Below are 19,104 nucleotides of genomic sequence, written 5' to 3'. Positions count from 1 at the left end.
TTTTCAGCGATAGTGAAATTGGACACATAGCATAGTTGAATAAAAATTAATGTTGCTATTATGTGAACGAATTAACAATCAATTCAAATCCTGATATGCTGGCGAGGCTGGACCGGACACTCTACTACCTTACATCCACACGCTGGCACCCAGGCATGGACACCACAAGCGGGAACAAGAGCGCCGGGCATAATGAAGACAATGAGAGCGAGGAGAACGTCGTGCTAGAAGAATATCGTAAGCACGTAGCCGACCGGGCTGCGCAGGGGATTGTTCCTAAACCGTTAGATGCCACGCAGATGGCCGCGCTGGTTGAGTCACTCAAGAATCCCCCGGCGGGCGAAGAAGAAGTATTGCTTGACCTGCTGATTAACCGTGTCCCCCCCGGCGTTGATGAAGCCGCCTACGTGAAGGCCGGTTTTCTGGCTGCCGTCGCCAAAGGTGAAGCCACTTCCCCACTGGTCACCCAGGAAAAAGCAGTTGAGCTGCTGGGCACCATGCAAGGGGGCTACAACATTCATCCGCTGATTGATGCGTTAGACAACGACAAGCTGGCACCGATTGCCGCCGAAGCGCTGTCCCACACGCTGCTGATGTTTGATAACTTCTACGATGTAGAAGAAAAGGCGAAAGCAGGCAATGCGCACGCCAAGAAAGTGATTCAATCCTGGGCTGATGCCGAGTGGTTCCTGTCCCGCCCGAAACTGGCGGAAAAAATTACCGTTACCGTTTTTAAAGTCACCGGTGAAACCAACACGGATGACTTGTCTCCGGCACCTGATGCCTGGTCACGCCCTGATATCCCGCTGCACGCGCTGGCGATGCTGAAAAACGCCCGTGAAGGTATCGATCCCGATCAACCTGGCGCCGTGGGCCCGATCAAACAGATCGAAGAACTGAACAAGAAAGGCTTCCCGCTGGCTTACGTCGGTGACGTTGTCGGTACGGGTTCGTCGCGTAAATCGGCAACCAACTCCGTGCTGTGGTTCATGGGTGAAGATATTCCTTACGTTCCGAACAAACGCGGCGGTGGTGTGGTGCTGGGTGGCAAGATCGCCCCGATCTTCTTTAACACGATGGAAGATGCCGGCGCGCTGCCGATCGAAGTCGATGTGAACGATCTGAATATGGGCGATGTGATTGATATCTACCCGTATGAAGGTGAAGTGCGCCGTCATGACACCAATGAAGTGCTGGCGACGTTTGCGCTGAAGACTGACGTACTGCTGGATGAAGTCCGCGCCGGTGGCCGTATTCCGCTGATTATCGGTCGTGGACTGACGTCTAAAGCGCGTGAATCACTGGGCTTGCCGCATAGCGATGTGTTCCGTATTTCTAAAGCGGTTGAAGCCAGCAAAAAAGGCTTCTCTCTGGCGCAGAAAATGGTGGGACGTGCCTGTGGCGTTGCGGGTATTCGCCCTGACGAATACTGCGAACCAAAAATGACGTCCGTGGGTTCACAGGACACCACCGGGCCGATGACCCGTGACGAGCTGAAAGATCTGGCCTGTCTGGGCTTCTCCGCCGATTTGGTGATGCAGTCGTTCTGTCACACCGCCGCCTATCCGAAGCCGGTCGACGTGACCACACACCATACGCTGCCTGATTTCATCATGAACCGTGGCGGTGTATCGCTGCGTCCGGGCGATGGGGTTATCCACTCCTGGCTGAACCGTATGCTGCTGCCGGATACCGTTGGTACGGGCGGTGACTCACATACTCGTTTCCCAATCGGTATCTCTTTCCCTGCGGGCTCCGGTCTGGTGGCGTTTGCTGCCGCGACGGGCGTGATGCCGCTGGATATGCCGGAATCCGTTCTGGTGCGCTTTAAAGGCAAAATGCAGCCGGGCATTACCCTGCGCGATCTGGTTCATGCCATTCCGCTGTACGCCATTAAGCAAGGCCTGCTGACCGTTGAGAAGAAAGGCAAGAAGAACATCTTCTCTGGCCGTATTCTGGAAATCGAAGGTCTGCCAGATCTGAAAGTCGAGCAGGCGTTTGAACTGACCGACGCCTCGGCGGAACGTTCTGCGGCTGGCTGTACGATCAAGCTGGATAAAGAGCCGATCATCGAGTATCTGAACTCCAACATCGTACTGCTGAAATGGATGATCTCCGAAGGCTACGGCGATCGTCGTACGCTGGAGCGTCGTATTCAGGGCATGGAAAAATGGCTGGCCGATCCACAACTGCTGGAAGCGGATGCCGATGCCGAGTACGCGGCGGTGATCGACATCGATCTGGCCGACATCAAAGAGCCGATCCTGTGTGCGCCGAACGATCCAGACGATGCGCGCTGGTTGTCTGACGTGCAGGGCGAGAAGATTGATGAAGTCTTCATCGGTTCCTGTATGACCAACATCGGTCACTTCCGTGCGGCAGGTAAACTGCTGGATAGCCACAAAGGCCAGCTGCCGACCCGCCTGTGGGTTGCGCCGCCGACCAAGATGGATGCGGCACAGCTGACCGAAGAAGGCTACTACAGCGTGTTTGGTAAGAGCGGAGCGCGTATCGAGATCCCAGGCTGCTCGCTGTGCATGGGTAACCAGGCGCGCGTAGCGGATGGTGCGACGGTCGTTTCTACCTCGACGCGTAACTTCCCGAACCGTTTGGGAACTGGTGCTAACGTGTATCTGGCCTCTGCCGAATTGGCTGCGGTTGCTTCTCTGCTGGGTCGCTTGCCGACGTCAGAAGAGTACCAGACCTACATGTCGCAGGTGGATAAAACCGCGCAGGACACCTATCGCTATCTGAATTTTGACCAGTTAGGTCAATATACCGAGAAAGCGGATAGCGTGATCTTCCAGACGGCGGTCTAACTCGCTATAGTTCGCATCTCTACACTGAAGGAGGCCTTGTGCCTCCTTTTTTTCTGCCCGTTTTATACCCGTCATACCTCACGCTGCCTGTGCATTGGCGGTTGGCATCGTGCCTTTGCAGCATGAAAGGTGAAGGTGTATCACGACGATAGGGGGCAGAGGCGACTAAACTGAACAAAAGAAACATAACAGTGAGGATGGCATCATGGACTATGAATTTTTGCGGGATGTGACGGGCCAGGTCATCGTTCGTATGTCGATGGGACATGAAGCGATCGGGCACTGGTTCAATGAAGAAGTGAAAGGCCAACTGACGATCTTGACTGATGTCGAAGACGCTGCGCGTTCCGTCGCAGGCAGCGAGCGGCAGTGGCGGCGCGTGGGTCATGAATACACACTGTTGCTGGATGAAGAAGAAGTGATGGTGCAGGCAAATCAACTGTCTTTCACCACGGATGAGCTGGAAGAGGGCATGAGTTATTACGACGAAGAGAGCCTGTCTTTATGCGGTCTGGATGATTTCCTGACGCTGGTGGAAAAGTACCGCGAATTCGTCCTGCATTGACAGAACGGTGAAGGAAAAGCGTGCTGGAATCAGTACGCGGGGAACCTTTGGCCGTTATCTGCATCAATCATTGCTCACTGTCAGGTTAGGCCTGAGTGAGGACAAGCAGCTTGCGTTCAATGATTCTGGATAGCAGCACAATAAAAGAAATCAGCACTAAGTAAACCAGCGCAGCGAACAGGTAGGCACTGAAAAACTCAAAGTTAGTTGCCGCGACTTCCTGAATGCGGGAAAAAAATTCAGTGTACTGGATGAGGAAAGCGATGGTGCTGTCCTTGATATTATTAATGACCTGATTAGTCAGTGCGGGCACCGAGGTGATTAACACCTGAGGCAAGATTATTAAGCGAAATATTTGCCACTGGCTAAACCCTTGTACGACGGCTGCTTCCGCCTCGTACTTGTTAAGGGAGTTATAAGCGGTTGTCATATAGGCGGCGTTATAAGCCCCGATATTCAGGGTAAATCCCGTTACCGCGACAGCGAAAGGCGATAAGTTAATACCGGTTTGTGGCAAGCCGTAATACATGACAAATAAAATAAGAATTAATGGCGTGCCGATAAAGAAGTCCATATACATTTCTGTTAGCTTTTTAACGGCAGGTCGATTACTGATACTCAGAAAAAAAATAATAATGCCCCAGAAAAAGCCCGTGAGAGAAACCACTATCGCCAGCTTTACTGTCTCGCTGATTCCATCAAGCACCAGCGGAAGCTGATCTATCAGCTCGTGATAAAAACTCATCCATCCGGCAAGCATATTATTTTTCTCCAAAAAAATAATGGATGTCCGGCTCGCCATTGAGGGCTGACAGCTCTGCGAAAGATCCTTCGGCCCGGATCCTGCCATAATTTAGGAAGGTCACTCTGTCACAAAGCTGTTTAGCCAGACGTATATCGTGGGTGACGCATAATATGGTGACTTTCCGCCGGTGAAGCTGCTTAATGAGCGAACCCACCTCGCGGGTCATGAGCGGATCGAGGGCGGAGGTCGGCTCATCAAACACAATGATTTCAGGATCGGTAACCAGAGCGCGGATGAGAGCAACGCGCTGTTGCTGGCCGCCAGAGAGCTGTGAAGGGTATTTCATACCGTGCTCCTCCATCCCCAGCCTTTCCAGTTCATATAAGGCTTTAGTTCTGGCATCACGTTCGGAGACGTTAAAGACTTTACGCAGCGCCAGAGTAATATTGTCCATAACGTTCAGATGGCGGTATAGCGCGTAGTTCTGAAAAACGAATCCAATTTTTTTCCTGAAATCGAGAATATTAAATTTTTTATCGGTAACGTTCTGACCATGAAAAAATATATTACCCGTATCCGGGCTTTCAAGCTGGGCCAGGCAGCGCAGCAGCGTTGTTTTGCCACAGCCCGATGGGCCCATGACGATTTTTATTTCGCCATGCTCAATCTGTAAATTGAGATTATCCAGTACCTTTTTGCTACCGAGTGTTTTACTGACCTCGCGTAATTCTATTAACGTCATCTATTGCCACCCTGATTTTTCAAGCTATCACCCGTTACCTGAAATCTCATTTCAAGCCGCCTTACGGCGATAATAGATAATTTGTAAATGAGAAAATAAAGGATTGCCGCCAGCGTATAAATGACCAGACCGTTCATCGTGACTGCCGTCAGAGACATGGCCTGCTTGGTGATTTCCGGTATACCCACGGTGTAGGCAAAAGGTGTGGCTTTTAATACCGATGAGAATTCGTTGGCTACCCCAGGAACGGAAAAGCGGAGCATTTGCGGTAGCTCGATGTATCTTATAATTTGTAATTTCCCTAAACCTGCGGCCTTGGCGGCGGTAATCTCTGACGGATCGACCAATTGAAGCGCACCGCGGAACACTTCCGCAAGATAACTCCCGCTGATTAATCCAATGCTAATGTTCATGGCAAGCAGGGGGGGAATGCTCAGGCCTATTGCCGGAAGGCCAAAATAAACGAGGAAAACGGCGATTAAAACGGGAATACCACGAAAAACGAAGACCAGAATATCCAGTATGTTCTTCACCGAGGGAAAAACCAGTCGCCGTAACACGGCGACGGTTAACCCAATAACCAAGGCTGATGCAAAACACGTCAATGTAACGATGAGCGTGTACTTGACACCTTCAAACAAGAAATAATAGATGTTTATCATGTCTTGCGATGACATCGTTTTTTATTTCATCCACTTATCTACGATGCCCGATATTTTTGCTTCACCCTGTTCATTCAGCCAGGTATTAAAGTCATCGCGCACCGGTGAACCTTTCTTAAAGGCAAACCCAAGGTGGTCAACGCCTTTGAAAACGTAGCGGCTTTCAATCGGGGCTTTTTGCTTGTTCTTGTAGTTAAAGTAAACCGGGTCCTCTATGAAGGCGAGATCTAAATTGCCATTTTTCAAGTCGGCAATGGTTTCATTATAAGAGGGGTAAAGTTTTACTGTGCTGAGTGAGTAATATCCTTTGGGTTCCAGATCGGTTTTGATCAAATCGGCGTAAGCCATACCTCTGGGAAACCCTACGGTGTATTTTTTTAAATTATGTAGATCGCTCAAATCGATGTCGCGATTATTTAAACTGACCATATTAAACGAATTCACATAATAAGGCGTAGAGAAGTCCATGACTTTCTTGCGTTTATCTGTGATGGATATCCCTGAAAACGCCACATCAGCCTGACCACTTGCCACGGCACCCAGCATGCCATCCCAGGAGTATTCCGTTATTTTCAGTTTGCAGTTTCTTTCTTTGCAATAAGAAGAGAAGAGTTCAAGATCGATCCCTTCTAATTTCCCGTCAGCGGATTTAAATAGCATCGGGGGTGAAGCTGGAGAAACCGCAACGTTAAGTGTCTTTCCATCGACAGGATTGGCGGCGAAAACCGTAAATGAGGTTATTCCTAAAATTGTGCCTAATAAAAATGTTTTGAGTAACATGCTGGACTCCTGAATGTAATATACCCGTCATACTTCAAGTTGCATGTGCGTTGGCTACGTTTAGTCACCCGAATCACTTACCTGAGTAAGCTCATCGGGATTCCCTCTCTTGCCGCCTTCCTGAAACTCGAATTATTTAGGGTAGGAAGATACATACGTATTTTGAATCAACCATAGGAGAAAAGTATTGCCACTATCGCTGTCGGCAAAGGGTAAAAGCCGCATTTCAAATAAGAGCCGTATTTCTGCCAGAATACAGAGCCTCAGCAATGCGCCATTTAAACCTTAATTTAAACTTATAAGACAAGTAGTTTAATATTGTAACTATTGATTATTGTTATTATCACCAAAAAAACTACTAAATGATAAATATAATCACCTCTTTCTTAATGTGCAAATTTTGTCCAATCAATTATCTTATGGGAGAACAGAGCTGCGGCTACGGTGAGATACCGCGTATTCGCATGAGGTCTGGGGTGGGGGAAATGGGTGATTCAGCGCTCGCCTTTGAATCCGCGAGAAGGGGGCAGAGGTGGGTTTACAAACCGTGTAAAACACCACCCGGCGAGCGAGTGGTGTTTTCCATCAGTCAACCAAGATCGGCATGACCAAAGCGTGTCTGCCAGTCATGATCGAACCGGTTAAGCGCATCTTCAACCGCAGGATCTTGCAGGAATAGTTCAGCAACGGCAGGGTCGACGGTAATCGCCCGACACCCCGCCAGCAGGCAGTCCAGTACCTGACGTGGCGTGCGAAAACTGGCTGCCAGTACCTGAGTTTGCGGGCTGTGCAGATTAATTAGGGTTTGCAGCTCTTTCACAAGTGCAATCCCATCGCCACCCTGCGCATCAATGCGGTTGACGTAAGGCGCGATATAGCGAGCGCCAGCCAGCGTGGCATAAAACCCTTGCCCCGCACCGTATACGGCGGTGCCGAGGGTGGGAATATCCAGCGCCGTCAACTGCCTGATAGCGCTCAAACCCGCATGCGTCACCGGCACTTTGACGACCAGAGAAGGAATCACATCTCTGAGCTTCAATGCCTCTTCCACCATCACGTCAGGATCGCGCGACATCACCTGAGCAAACAGCTGTCCTTCCGTGCCGATAACGGCCTGCATGTCCCGCAGAACGCTGTAAATATCGGATTTTCCGCGTGCGACAATGCTTGGATTAGTGGTCACGCCTTTAATCGGCAACACGCCAGCGAGTCGTTCTACTGCGGCGACATCCGCCGTATCTAAATAGAATTCCATCATTTCCCCCGTTAACTAAAACCGGTCCATTCATCATGCGGACTTAGCGCACGATAATGCCGAGCAGAATCCCCACCGCGCCGAAATCGGAATCGCTGAACGTGGTGTTCGCCAGTCCGATACTGCCCAGCACCGGCAGCAGGAAAACAGGCAGGAAGGTAATCAGCAGTCCGTTGGCAAAAGAACCTAGAATCGCACCGCGACGTCCGCCGGTGGCGTTACCGAACACACCAGCCGCTGCGCCGACGAAGAAGTGCGGCACTACGCCAGGAATGATCACCGTTAATCCCATCAGGTAGAGCAGGACCATACCGATCACCCCAGCCGCAAAGCTGCTCAGGAAGCCGACCAGAACGGCATTCGGGGCATACGGGAAGACAACGGGGCAATCTAATGCCGGTTTAGCGTTGGGAACCAGTTTGTCAGAAATGCCTTTAAACGCAGGCACGATTTCCGCAATCACCATCCGCACGCCTTGCAGCACGATGTATACGCCAGCGGCAAAGGTAATGGATTGGATCAGCGAAAACATGAACCAGTTTTTCCCACCAGCGTTCATCGTTTTCACCGCTTCAGGGCCAGCAAACAGACAGGTGAAAATGAAGATGAAAAACATGGTAAAGGCGATGGCAACCGGCGTATCACGCAGGAACATGCAGGCTCTTTGGTACTTCCATGTCCTCTGTTGATTTCTCTTTATTACCAAACTTGCTGCCGATAAATGCTGACAGCAGCTGTGATATCGCAGAGAAGTGACCAAAGGCGACGTCATCCGAGCCTGTGACTTTCTTCATATACGGGTGAATAATGGCAGGGAACAGCACCATTGATACCCCAACGACCAGCGACCCAACGGTAATCAGCAGCACGCCTTTCATGCCTGCGGTCGCCAGAATCACGGCAACCATCATCGACATAAACAGCGTGTGGTGGCCGGTCAGGAAAATGTATTTCCACGGCGTAAAGCGGGCGATCGCGATATTAATGACCATCGCAAAGAACATGATCATCGCCATCTCGGTGCCGAAGTTCTTCTGTGCTACCGCGACAATGGCTTCATTGTTTGGTACTACACCGGCGATACCAAAAGCATGGTGGAAAATCTGGGCGAAATCTCCCAGCGAGGACACAATCAGGCTCGCGCCCGCCCCGAGGATCAGGAAGCCCATGACGGTTTTCACCGTGCCCTTGATGCATTCCGTAGCCGGCTTTTTCTGTGCAATCAGGCCGATAAGCGCAATCAAACCGACCAATATGGAGGGTTCAGACAGCACATCACTCATTAAAAAACGGAAGAATTCCATTTTTAATCCCTCGCTTATAATGCGCCAAGTTCTGTCAGGGCGACCGACAGGCGCTCTTTCATCGCCACTTTGTCGATCATGTTATTCAGGGACACGATTTTCCCCGCCACTGCCTGTGCGACGAGCTGATCGGCAATATCCTTTGTACCGACAAAGATGTCGCTGTCCGTGCCTTTCGCCGAGCCTAAATCTACGTGATCCACGTCAGCAACCACACCGAGTTCTTTAACGATGTTTTTAATGCTCATTTCCATCATCAGGCTGGTACCCAGGCCGTTACCGCATACGACTGTAATTTTCATAATGTGTGTCCTCTGGTGGCAATTAATAACGAGAAATAACGGAAAGCACCTGTTCGACTTCCGTCGCGTTAATTAACGCGGCGACGTCATCAGGCGTGTCGAACAACTGAGCGAGCTGTGAAATAATATCGATATGGCTGTTACTGTCCGTGGCGGCCAGAACAATCAGTAAATGCACGGGATCGTTGCCTTCGGAATGGAAAACCACGCCGTCGCGAATCAGCGTCAGGCTGACGGCGAGCTGGTTTACGCCGTCTTCCGGGCGCGCATGCGGCATGGCAATTCCCGGGCCGACGACATAGTAAGGACCGATGGCCTCATGAGAGCGGTAGATCGCCTCAACATAGGTGGGTTCAATCGAACCGTTATCCAGTAAAGGCTTACAGGACAAGGCGATAGCGTGACGCCAATCATCACAGGCAGGTAAAATCTGAACAACGTCTGGTGTTAGTAAAGTGTTAAGCATTAGAGTCACCTCTGTATCATTCTGAACGCAGGATAGTGTGCCGGCTTCGAAAATAATGTGATTAACATCTAAAAAGATAGCGCTAACTGATATGACTATCATTAACTGTGACCTGCTTAGCACAAGCGGGGCCATTATTTGTTCCCCCGTGTCGTCACAGGCACACTATGAACGGTGATGGCACGGCGTGAATGAGTCGGGAAATCGGGGTGTTCGCCCTTCACGCTAGCCTGAAGGCAATGACGTAACAGGCTGTTATCGCGACCGTGCGATGAGAAAATGACGAATGGAGAGGAAGTGAGCATGCGTAAGCGTCGCAGTACCGGTAAGGTTACGCTACAGGATGTCGCCGACTACGCGGGCGTAGGGACGATGACGGTATCACGCGTGATGCGCAAGCCCGATCTGGTCTCTGAAAAGTTACGCAGCAAAGTGGAACTGGCCGCCAGAGCATTAGGCTATGAGCCCAATCAAGAAGCCAGCCAGCTCACCGAGAGTACGAGTCGCGTGACGCTACAGGACATCGCGAGCCATGCCGGTGTCGGCGCGATGACGGTGTCCCGCGCGTTGCGGGAGCCGGGGCTGGTCTCCGATGCCACACAGAAGAAAATCAATGACGCGATAAAAACGCTGGGCTATGTACCGAATCAGGCCGCAGGCGCGCTGGCATCAGCCTATCAGCCGGCTATCGCGGTGCTTTATCCTTTTCAGCAAGACCGCGCCAGCGTGCGTTTTGTACAGGCGCTGCAACAGGCGGTGGGCAAACATAACGTTCCGTTAATCATGGGCTGCCATGAATATCGCCAGCATACCGAAGCGGGAATGGTCGAAAAACTCCTGCAGCAGCGGCCAGCGGCGTTGGTGCTATTCAGCGCGCAACTCTCACAGCGAACCCGAGACATTATTCAGGCCAGCAACGTCATTACGGTGAACGTTTCCGGCGCTGACGTGCTGAGTGCGAATATCAATATTGATATCGCTCTTGCCGAAGCGGCGGAGCAACTGACGATGTCGCTGCTGGAAAAGGGGTATCGCCACGTGGCTTATATCGGTGCTCATACGGATAACCGTTTGCAAAAACAGCAGCTGAATGGCTGGAATAAAGCCATGCTGGCGCACTATCACAATGCGGATTTGAAAATTACGATCCCAGAAGCACCCAGCCTGCAGTTTGGCCGCTATGCCATGACGGAACTGCTACAAAACCAGCCGGAGTTGGATGCGATTATCTGTAGCCATGAGGAAATTGCGCTGGGGGCGCTCTTTGAATGCCAGCGCCGGCTGATGAAAGTCCCTTACGATCTGGCGATTGCCTGTCTGGATGGCTCTGAACAATGTGAGCACACGTTCCCAGCGCTGACCGCGATGCGGCTTGATTATGAAACGCTGGGTGCGGAAGTCGGGCGTCTGGTGCTCGCGATGATGGAAAACGACGAGCATCCCCCCGTACAGGAAAAGGTGAAGTTTATCTTTGAACCTCGTGCCAGCAGCTAGCCGGAGAGGCGTGTTATGCTGCACGTTGCATCGCTATTGGGCAAAATGATCGTGTTTTTCCTGAAAAGAGACTCGCACTGAGTATCAACGGCCAAAACAGAGATTTCGGCCGTTGATATATTGCGATGGTTGGCAGCCACTATCCTATGCCACGCTTCAGAAAGCGCCGCCTTTCTTCATTATTGATTCTTGCTCCAGCGGTTTGCGCGACTGAAAGAACCGAAATCATTAAACCGAACGCCCATATCCCTCATGACTTTATGTGCCACGGGGGTTGATAGCTGCCTTATATAAAAGGGTTCATTCACGACAAAATGATGTATTGCATGTGTGCTGCCAAAGTTAAAACAGAAGAAATTAATGGGATAGAGCCACCAGGGGTTAAGAACCTGTGTTTCCTGAATGACATTTCCGCTTTCATTGTCACCATGGTAATGCAGGTTTGACGAGATAAAATGTAAGCAGAATGACCATAGCATATTGGGGCCAACAATGATTACCACGGAGATATTAATAAAGTGAATGGCGCTCATCATGGTTTCAGACCAGATTACTGGATTTTCTGTTAATATAAAATAAAGGTTTATGCCGTGAAAAATTAAAAAAGAATACCATATTACCGAGTAGATTACGGCGAAGGGGAAAAACGCTTTGACGGAGAATGAAAGCAGTTTCTTTTTCTCCAAAGGTGTTTTAGCATTATTCATCATAACAACGGCGGCGACAACTAAATCACTGAGCATTAAAATTCGCAGAAGCCCCCACTTTCTACCATTACCTAAAAACTTCTCTTCTACATCATGTTCAGATCCTGATACCTGATGGTGTAGTAGATGTACGTCACGCCTCATCCATGGACTTGCTGTGCTGGGACGCATTAGCCAGACTACGGTCATCATCATATGGTGTATAAAACGATTTTTTCTGAAATATAAATTGTGGATTAGGTCATGTTCAATTTCATGTGCAACAGAAATACATAGCGTATTGACTATCAGGCAAGCCCACCAGGGAAGATAGCCATAAAAATAGAATAAGGAACTGAGCACCATCACGACGGTGATTGCAGTTAAGGCACTAAATCCTAATAGATCCTGATGATTTAGAATAGGATATTTATTTCGCAGTTCCTTACCATGCTCAATAATGACTTTTCTGATTTGTTTTGACTTTGCGCTATCATCTCTATCTATCAGCTTAGATATAGGTACATTCATGATGTATTTCTCCGGGAGGCAGGTGAAATGTTAATTGGCTATTTATGACATCGCGTAAAGTTCTGAAGTAAACTCTTCTGTATAATTAGGGGTAATGATTGGTGCGGTAATTAACTCAATTGGTGGAGTAAGTATCTTCATCAAATAATTTATCTTTTCTATCGTTGGATTAATGACATTGAAAGATAGGGTGTCTGACATATACGGTGTAAAGCTATTGCTGAGATCTTGTAGCATATCACTATCTAAAATGCCTGTTTTTTGGATGTTTTGAATAATAAGATCTAGTGCGTAGGTATAGGTAAGAGCCTGTGCTTCTGCATGGGTGAATCGGCGCTGATTGCAGGCGGTGACAACTTTCTTTTCTATTTCTTGTGCGATGTTTTCTGGTTTAATATCATGATTTTTAAATCTATTTAATCCAATCATATACTTGGCAATCTGATAAGACATGACGGAGTTATCACCGGCAAAGGTAATATTAGCCTCATAGTCAATCTGCATGGACATAATTTGGTTGTAGTGATGTAGACCCTGAGCCCCGCACATCGCCCGGCATTTGCGTAGGATTTCCAACCCGAGTGATGACCCTAAATATTTTCCGACTGCGACTAAAATCTGCAATTGTTTATGCGTGCTTTTATCTTCCCAATTTATTTTGAATTGCTCAATGATAACATTATTCAAAATGTGCAGAGAGAATGCCTTGAGTAACTCGGGGTATAATCGTTGACAAAATAATGGTTCCATAATTAAGGTTTGATATGTTGGCTTTAATGATGTGACTCGGTGTTCAGAAAATTTATAGGTAATATAAAGTGCGGCTGCTGCAGACAGGCTACCGCTGCTCAATGGAAAAATGCGTTCCTGCAAAAAGGTTTCAAACAGCGATGCGAAACGTTGGGATTTGGACGTCTGACTATAAAACACGCCATCGGAAGTAATTTCAGAATGACGCTGCATCATCGCCTCAAGGGGCAAACTGACCTGATTAAAGCGAAGGCCGGAGATTTGATATCCTTCCACACCGCCTTTGGGGTCGCAAGAAATAGCACTGATACCGGTAAGTAAACTCTCACCTTCTTTATCTCTCAGTGGTACTCGAAACCAATGAATGCCTTCATCACGATCGTTAACGATCAGTCTCGCCAATACCATGCCGACGGTAGCGGAATAAAGTGCATTTCCTATCCAGAATTTCGCAGAATCAGGGGTTGGGGAATCGAGTATCAGTCTGTGCTGTAGATGATCGTAAGTGACGGTCGTTTTTATATTGCGTAAATTAGTACCACAGGCTATTTCTGTGCAGCAAAAAGAATAGATACGATCTAAGTTAATTACTTCATCTCGATACTGTCTTATCTGACTGGGGCTGGATTGCGTAAATATTACATTTCCTGCAATGAGGTGTGCTGCAAGGGATATGCCTAATGATAAATCTAACGTGCCGAATAAAGCGACATTTTTACAGAGATCATCAAACTGCGCTTGGTTTTCTTGCCCCAACCACATTTCGTTATTAATCAGTCCTTCTTGAAAAATAACCCGCATTCTTTTTACCGTTAACTCCATATAATCACGTGATGAAATATGATGCCTTACTCTTGGATCAAATAATTTCATTTCTATGATTTTATTAAATTTATCATTACAAGACATGCTCACCATCCGATAGAGTATTGGATATAGTATTAAATAAATATATGGGGTTTCTCAATTACAAGAGTTTTTCAGTATAGTTGTGACTTTGTTTTGTTCAAGGGGGAAATAATCATTCGTCGCTATTAAGTAGGGTGCATATTATTAATTTAATTGGGTTTGGTTTTTATTAATGAATGATTTCATAAGGATGGAGTGTTTTGTTTTTTATTTTTTTAATTTTTATTTTCATATTTTTATTAAATATTATGCTACCTGCCGATAACGGTAAACGAGTGTAGTGGGGCCTGAATGGCCCCGTGATGTAGATACCATAGTGCTGGGTGGGACGATAAGTGCTCATGATAGAACGTAATGAAATCAATACCTTTTACATACTCGAATACATATTCATGATAATTCCCCCGCTGATAATTAATGCCATAGAGAATAGGGCCGGGAGATCGGGTTTTTGTTTATAAAGCAGCATTGAAATAAACGTCACGCCGACGATGCCAAAACCGCACCATAGGGAATAGGCAACCCCTACGGGTAAATAGCCCATTGCACGCGTTAACGAGAAGTAACAAAGGCAGTAAGCCAGAATCACGACAATGGAGGGGGCGCGTTTTTTGAATCCATCGGTTTTCTTTATCATCGATGTGCCGGTAATTTCTGAACCAATGGAAAGCGCCAGCCAGAGAAATCCGTTTAACATGATGGGCATCCTTATTTTTAATGAATGATTTTTGTGTTCAATGGCGGGTTTTTATCGCTGTCCGTTAGTATTTCGGGCTGTTCATCAGTGCCCATTTTAGAGAAAAGATTCATGATTACTATGCCAGTGGCAATCACGCTCATACCAATGATGGCAGGAATATCAGGACGTTGGTCGTAAAAAATAATACTGAGCGTCGAAACTAATAAAATACCTGTGCCGGACCAGGTTGCATAGGCTAACCCCACCGGAAGATGTTTTACGGCTTTTGACAGCGAATAATAGCAGACGCAGTACAGCAGAATAATAACCCCCAATAACGCTATTTTTGTTATCTCCTGACTATCATCAAACATTTTTAGCGTGGATGTGGCTGACGTTTCTGACAGGATAACTAATAACATCCAAAGCCATGATTGCTTTCTAATTGACATATATTGCTCCTGACTTATGTTAAGAATACGCGATCCGGTTTTCTCTTTAATGACGAACCAGACGAATATCGAAATCAAATTCGTTAAAGAAAATCTCCAAACGATTTAACTCTTCTTCGTTGTAACTGGGATCCTCTTTTATTGGGTAAATCATGCCCAACCTTTCGTACTTTTTACGGCCTAACTGGTGGTAGGGCAGCACGTCGATGCGCCGTATACTGCCGCGCTGTGCCAGCGTCTGAACATAGTGAATGGCGTTGGTCACCGCATCGTACGAATCGTTATAGCCGCGCACGAGTGGCATACGAATGACGATATCGGCTCCCAGCCCGACCAGATGTTCCAGATTACGCCGTATGTTTTCATTCCCGATGCCAAACAGCGTCTTGTGCTGCTGGGTATCAATGTGCTTGATGTCAAAAAGGAATAAATCCGTTACGGCGGCTAATCTGCTGTAGTGGGATTTTAGGGTCGTGCCCTGTGTTTCTACTGCGGTGTGAATCATCATGCGCTTGCAGGCGGTGAGCACTTCGACAGCGAAACTCGTTTGTAGGCTCATTTCCCCGCCGCTAAGCGTGACGCCACCGCCAGAGGACATATAAAAATGATGATCCTGCATGATGATTTCCATCAGCTCCGCAACCGTCATCTCTTTTCCCATGACGTCCAGCGCACCTGACGGGCATGCTGTTTCACACTTCCGGCAGCCCATGCAGTCCGCTGTGCGATCGAGATGATGGTGCCATTGACCCTTGCTGTCTGCCCGCATGCTGTGAATGCCTGTCGGGCAAACGTCCGCACATTTGCCGCAGTCTACGCATTTATCCTGAGAAATCATGATTTGATAGGCGCTGCTGATCCCTTCCGGATTCGCGCACCAGGGACAACGGATATTGCAGCCTTTCATAAAGATCAGCGTGCGGACGCCGTCTCCGTCATAGATCGAATATTTCTGAATATTGAATATTCGCCCTGTGGTTTTCTGCGCAGGTTTCATTGTTATGCCTCCTTCTGTCACCGTAAGCTTCCTTGCTCGACAATATTCTGTGGATGTCTTTAGGCCCTGTGGCGATCAGAGCTTGTCGAACGATCAGAACTTATCGATCATGGTGCGACTGATGATCTCATTCTGGACTTCCTTGCATAATTCAACGAAATAGGCGCTATAACCTGCGACGCGCACGATCAAATCACGGTATTGCTCCGGTGTTTGTTGGGCTTTTCTCAATATTTCATCGTCAACGTAGCTGAACTGCATTTGCCCATTACCCAGAATGGACGACGTTCTCAGCAGAGCGATCAATCCATTACGGCCTTCTGGGGTATCCAGCATGCCTTTAAGGAATTTGAAGTTATGCACCATGCCGATATTCATGCTTTCGACGTTCAACTTGCTGACGGATTTGATAGCGGCAGTTGGGCCTTGGGTATCCGCCCCTTGTGTCGGGCTGATACCATCGGAAAGCGGCATCCACGCCAGTCGGCCGTTAGCGCTGGCTGCCGTCAGTTCACCAATTGGCGTGTTGTTTGAGATCGACAATGTGCCGTGGCTAAACGTGGAGTAGAGCATCTTGTACTGACGGCACGCTTTTTCCGTCCATTCCGTGAGATCCCGCGCGAGCTGATCGACTGCGTTATCATCATTGCCATATTTCGGGGCATTCAGGCAGTCTCTTCTGAGTTCGTCATAGCCTGAAAAATTCGCCAACAGGCCATCACGTAGCTGTTCCAAGCTGTATTGACGGTCTTCATAAACGAGCTTGCGAATGGCTGCCATAGAATCAACGTAAGTCGCCAGTCCTGAGAAAATGAGCCCCGGCCCGTGATTGACGAGGGCGCCACCGGCAGCGACATCCCGCCCTTTTTCCATACAGCCTTCGACCAGCAGGGACATCAGCGGTTTAGGCGCCACATCACGATGCACGCGCTGGCTGATCACCGTGCCAATCGCGGACAGGCGGATAATGTGCGCAATCTGCGTTTTCACTGCGCGATCAAAAGCCTCGAAGGTATCCAGCGTACTCAATTCGCCAGTGTCCAGTCCCTGAACGCGATCGAACAGGATCATACGGCCGCGGTTTAAGACAAACTCAATAGCGATGGGCCACTGGGTGTAGCCCGTGGAGGTCCACTGATAAATGCGGCCTGATTTTTGCGGTTCAACGCAGCCCATCAGGCAGTAGTCGCGCGCATCTTCAAAATCGAAGCCTTTGCGCAGCATCATCTTGATATGGGAATCATCGAAGTGGCAGGCTGGAAAGCCCATCCCTGATTTAACGACGTCGACAATTTTTTCCAGATACGCCTGAGGAGATTGGTTATGAATACGGCAGGCCAGTGACGGTTGATACACCTTCACGAAGCGCACTGCATCCATGATCAGGTAAGTCAGGTCGTTACAGGCATCGCCTCCGCTACGCTTCTGCCCGCCGACCGTCAGGTTGATGAACGGTTGATAGCCTGCGAAATATTTCGCACCGCTTTCGCTGGACATCCACATCAGCTCCGCACATTTCAGAATGAACATCTGCATCATTTCCAGTGCCTGTTCGCGCGTCAGGCGACCGGATTGAATGTCGGCTTCATACATCGGGTAGCAGTATTGATCGACACGCCCCAGTGAAATCCCTGTCTGGTTCTCTTCCACTTCAAACAGCGACTCCAGCGTCCAGATGCTTTGCAGCGCTTCCTGCAACGTTTTGGGGGGATGAGCTGGCACGTTCTCGTTGATTTCTGCAACGGCCAGAAGTTCAGCTCGCCGTGAAGCGTCACCTTCCTGTGCCGCCAGTTCGCGTGCGTGTGCTGCGATGCGGCGCGCATAGGCCATGACGCCGTCGCAGGTTTCAATTGCGGCCTTATAAAAATAGATACGATCGATATCCTCCGGTTCTCCCCTATCAAGCTGAGCCAGATTTGCCTGTGCGTCGGCTTTGATGCCTTCCATACCTTTGGTAAACAGCAGCACATCGTAGCCGGGGCAAGTGTCGCCGCCGCCGTTGATCTGATGGTAAGAAAGATCGCTGACGAAGGTTTCTCCACTGAATGCCCAGATGCCCGCTTCACGGTATTGCGTCTCGCAAATTTCATCCAACGAGCGACCTTGCCAAAACGGGACTATCTCGTCACGGATGGTTTTTTTGTCTTCTTCTGAAATTTGAAAAGGATCCTGAGGGCGGGTGCTCATGGTGTCCAGTTCGTCACGTACCCAGCGCCAGGCAATATCGGGAGAGAACGCCCCCGCTCGCGGTTTACCGCAGGGATGGCCTACGATCAGTTCTTCATCCTGAATCAGTATCGGTGCCGTTTCGCAGGCTTTACGAAAGGATTTGGCCCGTAACAGAATAGGCGGCAGGCCAGGATTGTGCTTTGCCACTTCGGTGAAGGCCAGTGCGCGATAAATAGAAATACTGGGACGTGCCTCTAAATAGCGGGCGCGAAGACGCTGCATGCGTGGCGTAAGGGTTTCTTGCTCTGCTATGCCAGATGATTTTTTTATGCCACTCGGCATAATCATTTTTTCATTATTCAATAGGCTGTTATTAAACGGGAAATGATTTTTTTCTGGTGCTAACATGTCATTATCCATACGAAAATATCCTGTTGTTATTTGTCCGATTAAATCAAAAGCGGTAGGGTGAGTTAAATATTTCATGTCTGAATGGTGTAATAGGCAGAAAATAGCGCCCTGAATGTCTTCATAACTATTCATGGTGGTTCTGTTTTTTTTTGTTATTTTATTTTTTATGTATTTGTTTTATTAATTAATTTTTTGATCTTATTGTTTTGTCTCACCAGTCAAGGGTGGTAAGTTATTAGTAGTTGGCGAATCTTTTACATTTTATTTTTTATACGTTAAAGATAGTGTAGATACTATTTATATAATGGTGGTTAATAATGGCGTTAATAAGTTGATTGAGATCAACTCATTCTATTTTATTGGAAGGTGTGTTTTTATTATTCTTT

15 protein-coding genes and 2 pseudogenes are annotated in these 19,104 nt (G+C 48.4%); 3 read left to right on the top strand and 14 right to left on the bottom strand.

Annotated elements, in window-relative coordinates; all coding sequences use genetic code 11:
- Nucleotides 1–221: 221 nt before the first annotated feature.
- Nucleotides 222–2,819, top strand: coding sequence for a bifunctional aconitate hydratase 2/2-methylisocitrate dehydratase (gene acnB / locus HP572_RS16240; protein ID WP_205551634.1), 2,598 nt, complete (start codon nucleotides 222–224; stop codon nucleotides 2,817–2,819).
- A gap of 205 nt (nucleotides 2,820–3,024) precedes the next feature.
- Entirely contained in the window at nucleotides 3,025–3,384 is a 360-nt protein-coding gene (yacL, locus tag HP572_RS16235; protein WP_039361517.1) for a protein YacL, read from the top strand.
- Between the two features lie 85 nt (nucleotides 3,385–3,469).
- On the opposite strand, the gene HP572_RS16230 is transcribed toward yacL, so the two are convergent.
- The 8 genes and pseudogenes from HP572_RS16230 to HP572_RS16195 all read right to left on the bottom strand — a co-directional run bounded on the left by HP572_RS16230 (nucleotide 3,470) and on the right by HP572_RS16195 (nucleotide 9,640).
- On the bottom strand, nucleotides 3,470–4,144 hold the full coding sequence (locus tag HP572_RS16230) for an amino acid ABC transporter permease (RefSeq protein WP_240585772.1): 675 nt from the start codon (nucleotides 4,142–4,144) through the stop codon (nucleotides 3,470–3,472).
- 1 nt (nucleotide 4,145) lies between these two features.
- Complete coding sequence (locus HP572_RS16225) at nucleotides 4,146–4,871, bottom strand: amino acid ABC transporter ATP-binding protein (protein WP_095992877.1); 726 nt, start codon at nucleotides 4,869–4,871, stop codon at nucleotides 4,146–4,148.
- Entirely contained in the window at nucleotides 4,868–5,548 is a 681-nt protein-coding gene (locus tag HP572_RS16220; protein ID WP_240583753.1) for an amino acid ABC transporter permease, read from the bottom strand. Before HP572_RS16220 ends, HP572_RS16225 begins: the two co-directional genes overlap by 4 nt.
- 6 nt (nucleotides 5,549–5,554) lie before the next feature.
- A complete protein-coding gene (locus HP572_RS16215; RefSeq protein ID WP_240583752.1) occupies nucleotides 5,555–6,313 on the bottom strand; it encodes a transporter substrate-binding domain-containing protein in 759 nt (252 codons plus the stop codon).
- Nucleotides 6,314–6,902: 589 nt separating this feature from the next.
- Entirely contained in the window at nucleotides 6,903–7,568 is a 666-nt protein-coding gene (gene fsa / locus HP572_RS16210) for a fructose-6-phosphate aldolase (RefSeq protein WP_240585771.1), read from the bottom strand.
- A 43-nt stretch (nucleotides 7,569–7,611) separates the two neighbouring features.
- Nucleotides 7,612–8,872: pseudogene (locus tag HP572_RS16205) on the bottom strand (PTS ascorbate transporter subunit IIC).
- A gap of 14 nt (nucleotides 8,873–8,886) precedes the next feature.
- A complete protein-coding gene (locus HP572_RS16200) occupies nucleotides 8,887–9,174 on the bottom strand; it encodes a PTS sugar transporter subunit IIB (protein ID WP_205551624.1) in 288 nt (95 codons plus the stop codon).
- 22 nt (nucleotides 9,175–9,196) lie between these two features.
- Nucleotides 9,197–9,640 carry a PTS sugar transporter subunit IIA gene (locus tag HP572_RS16195; protein ID WP_010286817.1) on the bottom strand — a complete coding sequence of 148 codons (444 nt, stop codon included), beginning with the start codon at nucleotides 9,638–9,640 and terminating at the stop codon, nucleotides 9,197–9,199.
- 303 nt (nucleotides 9,641–9,943) lie between these two features.
- On the opposite strand from HP572_RS16195, the gene HP572_RS16190 reads away from it, so the two are divergent.
- Nucleotides 9,944–11,134 (top strand): LacI family DNA-binding transcriptional regulator, encoded by a 1,191-nt coding sequence (locus HP572_RS16190; protein ID WP_240583751.1) that lies wholly within the window; start codon nucleotides 9,944–9,946, stop codon nucleotides 11,132–11,134.
- A gap of 179 nt (nucleotides 11,135–11,313) precedes the next feature.
- On the opposite strand, the gene HP572_RS16185 is transcribed toward HP572_RS16190, so the two are convergent.
- The 6 genes and pseudogenes from HP572_RS16185 to cutC all read right to left on the bottom strand — a co-directional run.
- Nucleotides 11,314–12,351, bottom strand: a complete 1,038-nt coding sequence (locus tag HP572_RS16185; RefSeq protein WP_240583750.1) for a fatty acid desaturase — start codon at nucleotides 12,349–12,351, stop codon at nucleotides 11,314–11,316.
- Nucleotides 12,352–12,393: 42 nt separating this feature from the next.
- Nucleotides 12,394–14,010 (bottom strand): acyl-CoA dehydrogenase family protein, encoded by a 1,617-nt coding sequence (locus tag HP572_RS16180; RefSeq protein WP_240583749.1) that lies wholly within the window; start codon nucleotides 14,008–14,010, stop codon nucleotides 12,394–12,396.
- Nucleotides 14,011–14,380: 370 nt separating this feature from the next.
- Nucleotides 14,381–14,707: a multidrug efflux SMR transporter gene (locus HP572_RS16175; RefSeq protein WP_224073132.1), complete on the bottom strand. Its 327-nt coding sequence runs from the start codon at nucleotides 14,705–14,707 to the stop codon at nucleotides 14,381–14,383.
- 17 nt (nucleotides 14,708–14,724) lie between these two features.
- A complete protein-coding gene (locus HP572_RS16170) occupies nucleotides 14,725–15,141 on the bottom strand; it encodes a multidrug efflux SMR transporter (RefSeq protein WP_240583748.1) in 417 nt (138 codons plus the stop codon).
- Between the two features lie 46 nt (nucleotides 15,142–15,187).
- Entirely contained in the window at nucleotides 15,188–16,138 is a 951-nt protein-coding gene (cutD, locus tag HP572_RS16165; protein WP_240583747.1) for a choline TMA-lyase-activating enzyme, read from the bottom strand.
- Nucleotides 16,139–16,231: 93 nt separating this feature from the next.
- A pseudogene (gene cutC, locus HP572_RS16160) lies at nucleotides 16,232–18,607 on the bottom strand (choline trimethylamine-lyase); the annotation flags it as partial.
- Nucleotides 18,608–19,104 lie beyond the last annotated feature (497 nt).

The organism is Pectobacterium sp. PL64 (assembly GCF_022477975.1).
Classification (GTDB): Bacteria; Pseudomonadota; Gammaproteobacteria; order Enterobacterales; family Enterobacteriaceae; genus Pectobacterium; species Pectobacterium jejuense.
The sequence above is the reverse complement of the archived record's forward strand: the minus strand, read 5'-3'. Positions and strand labels throughout refer to the sequence as shown.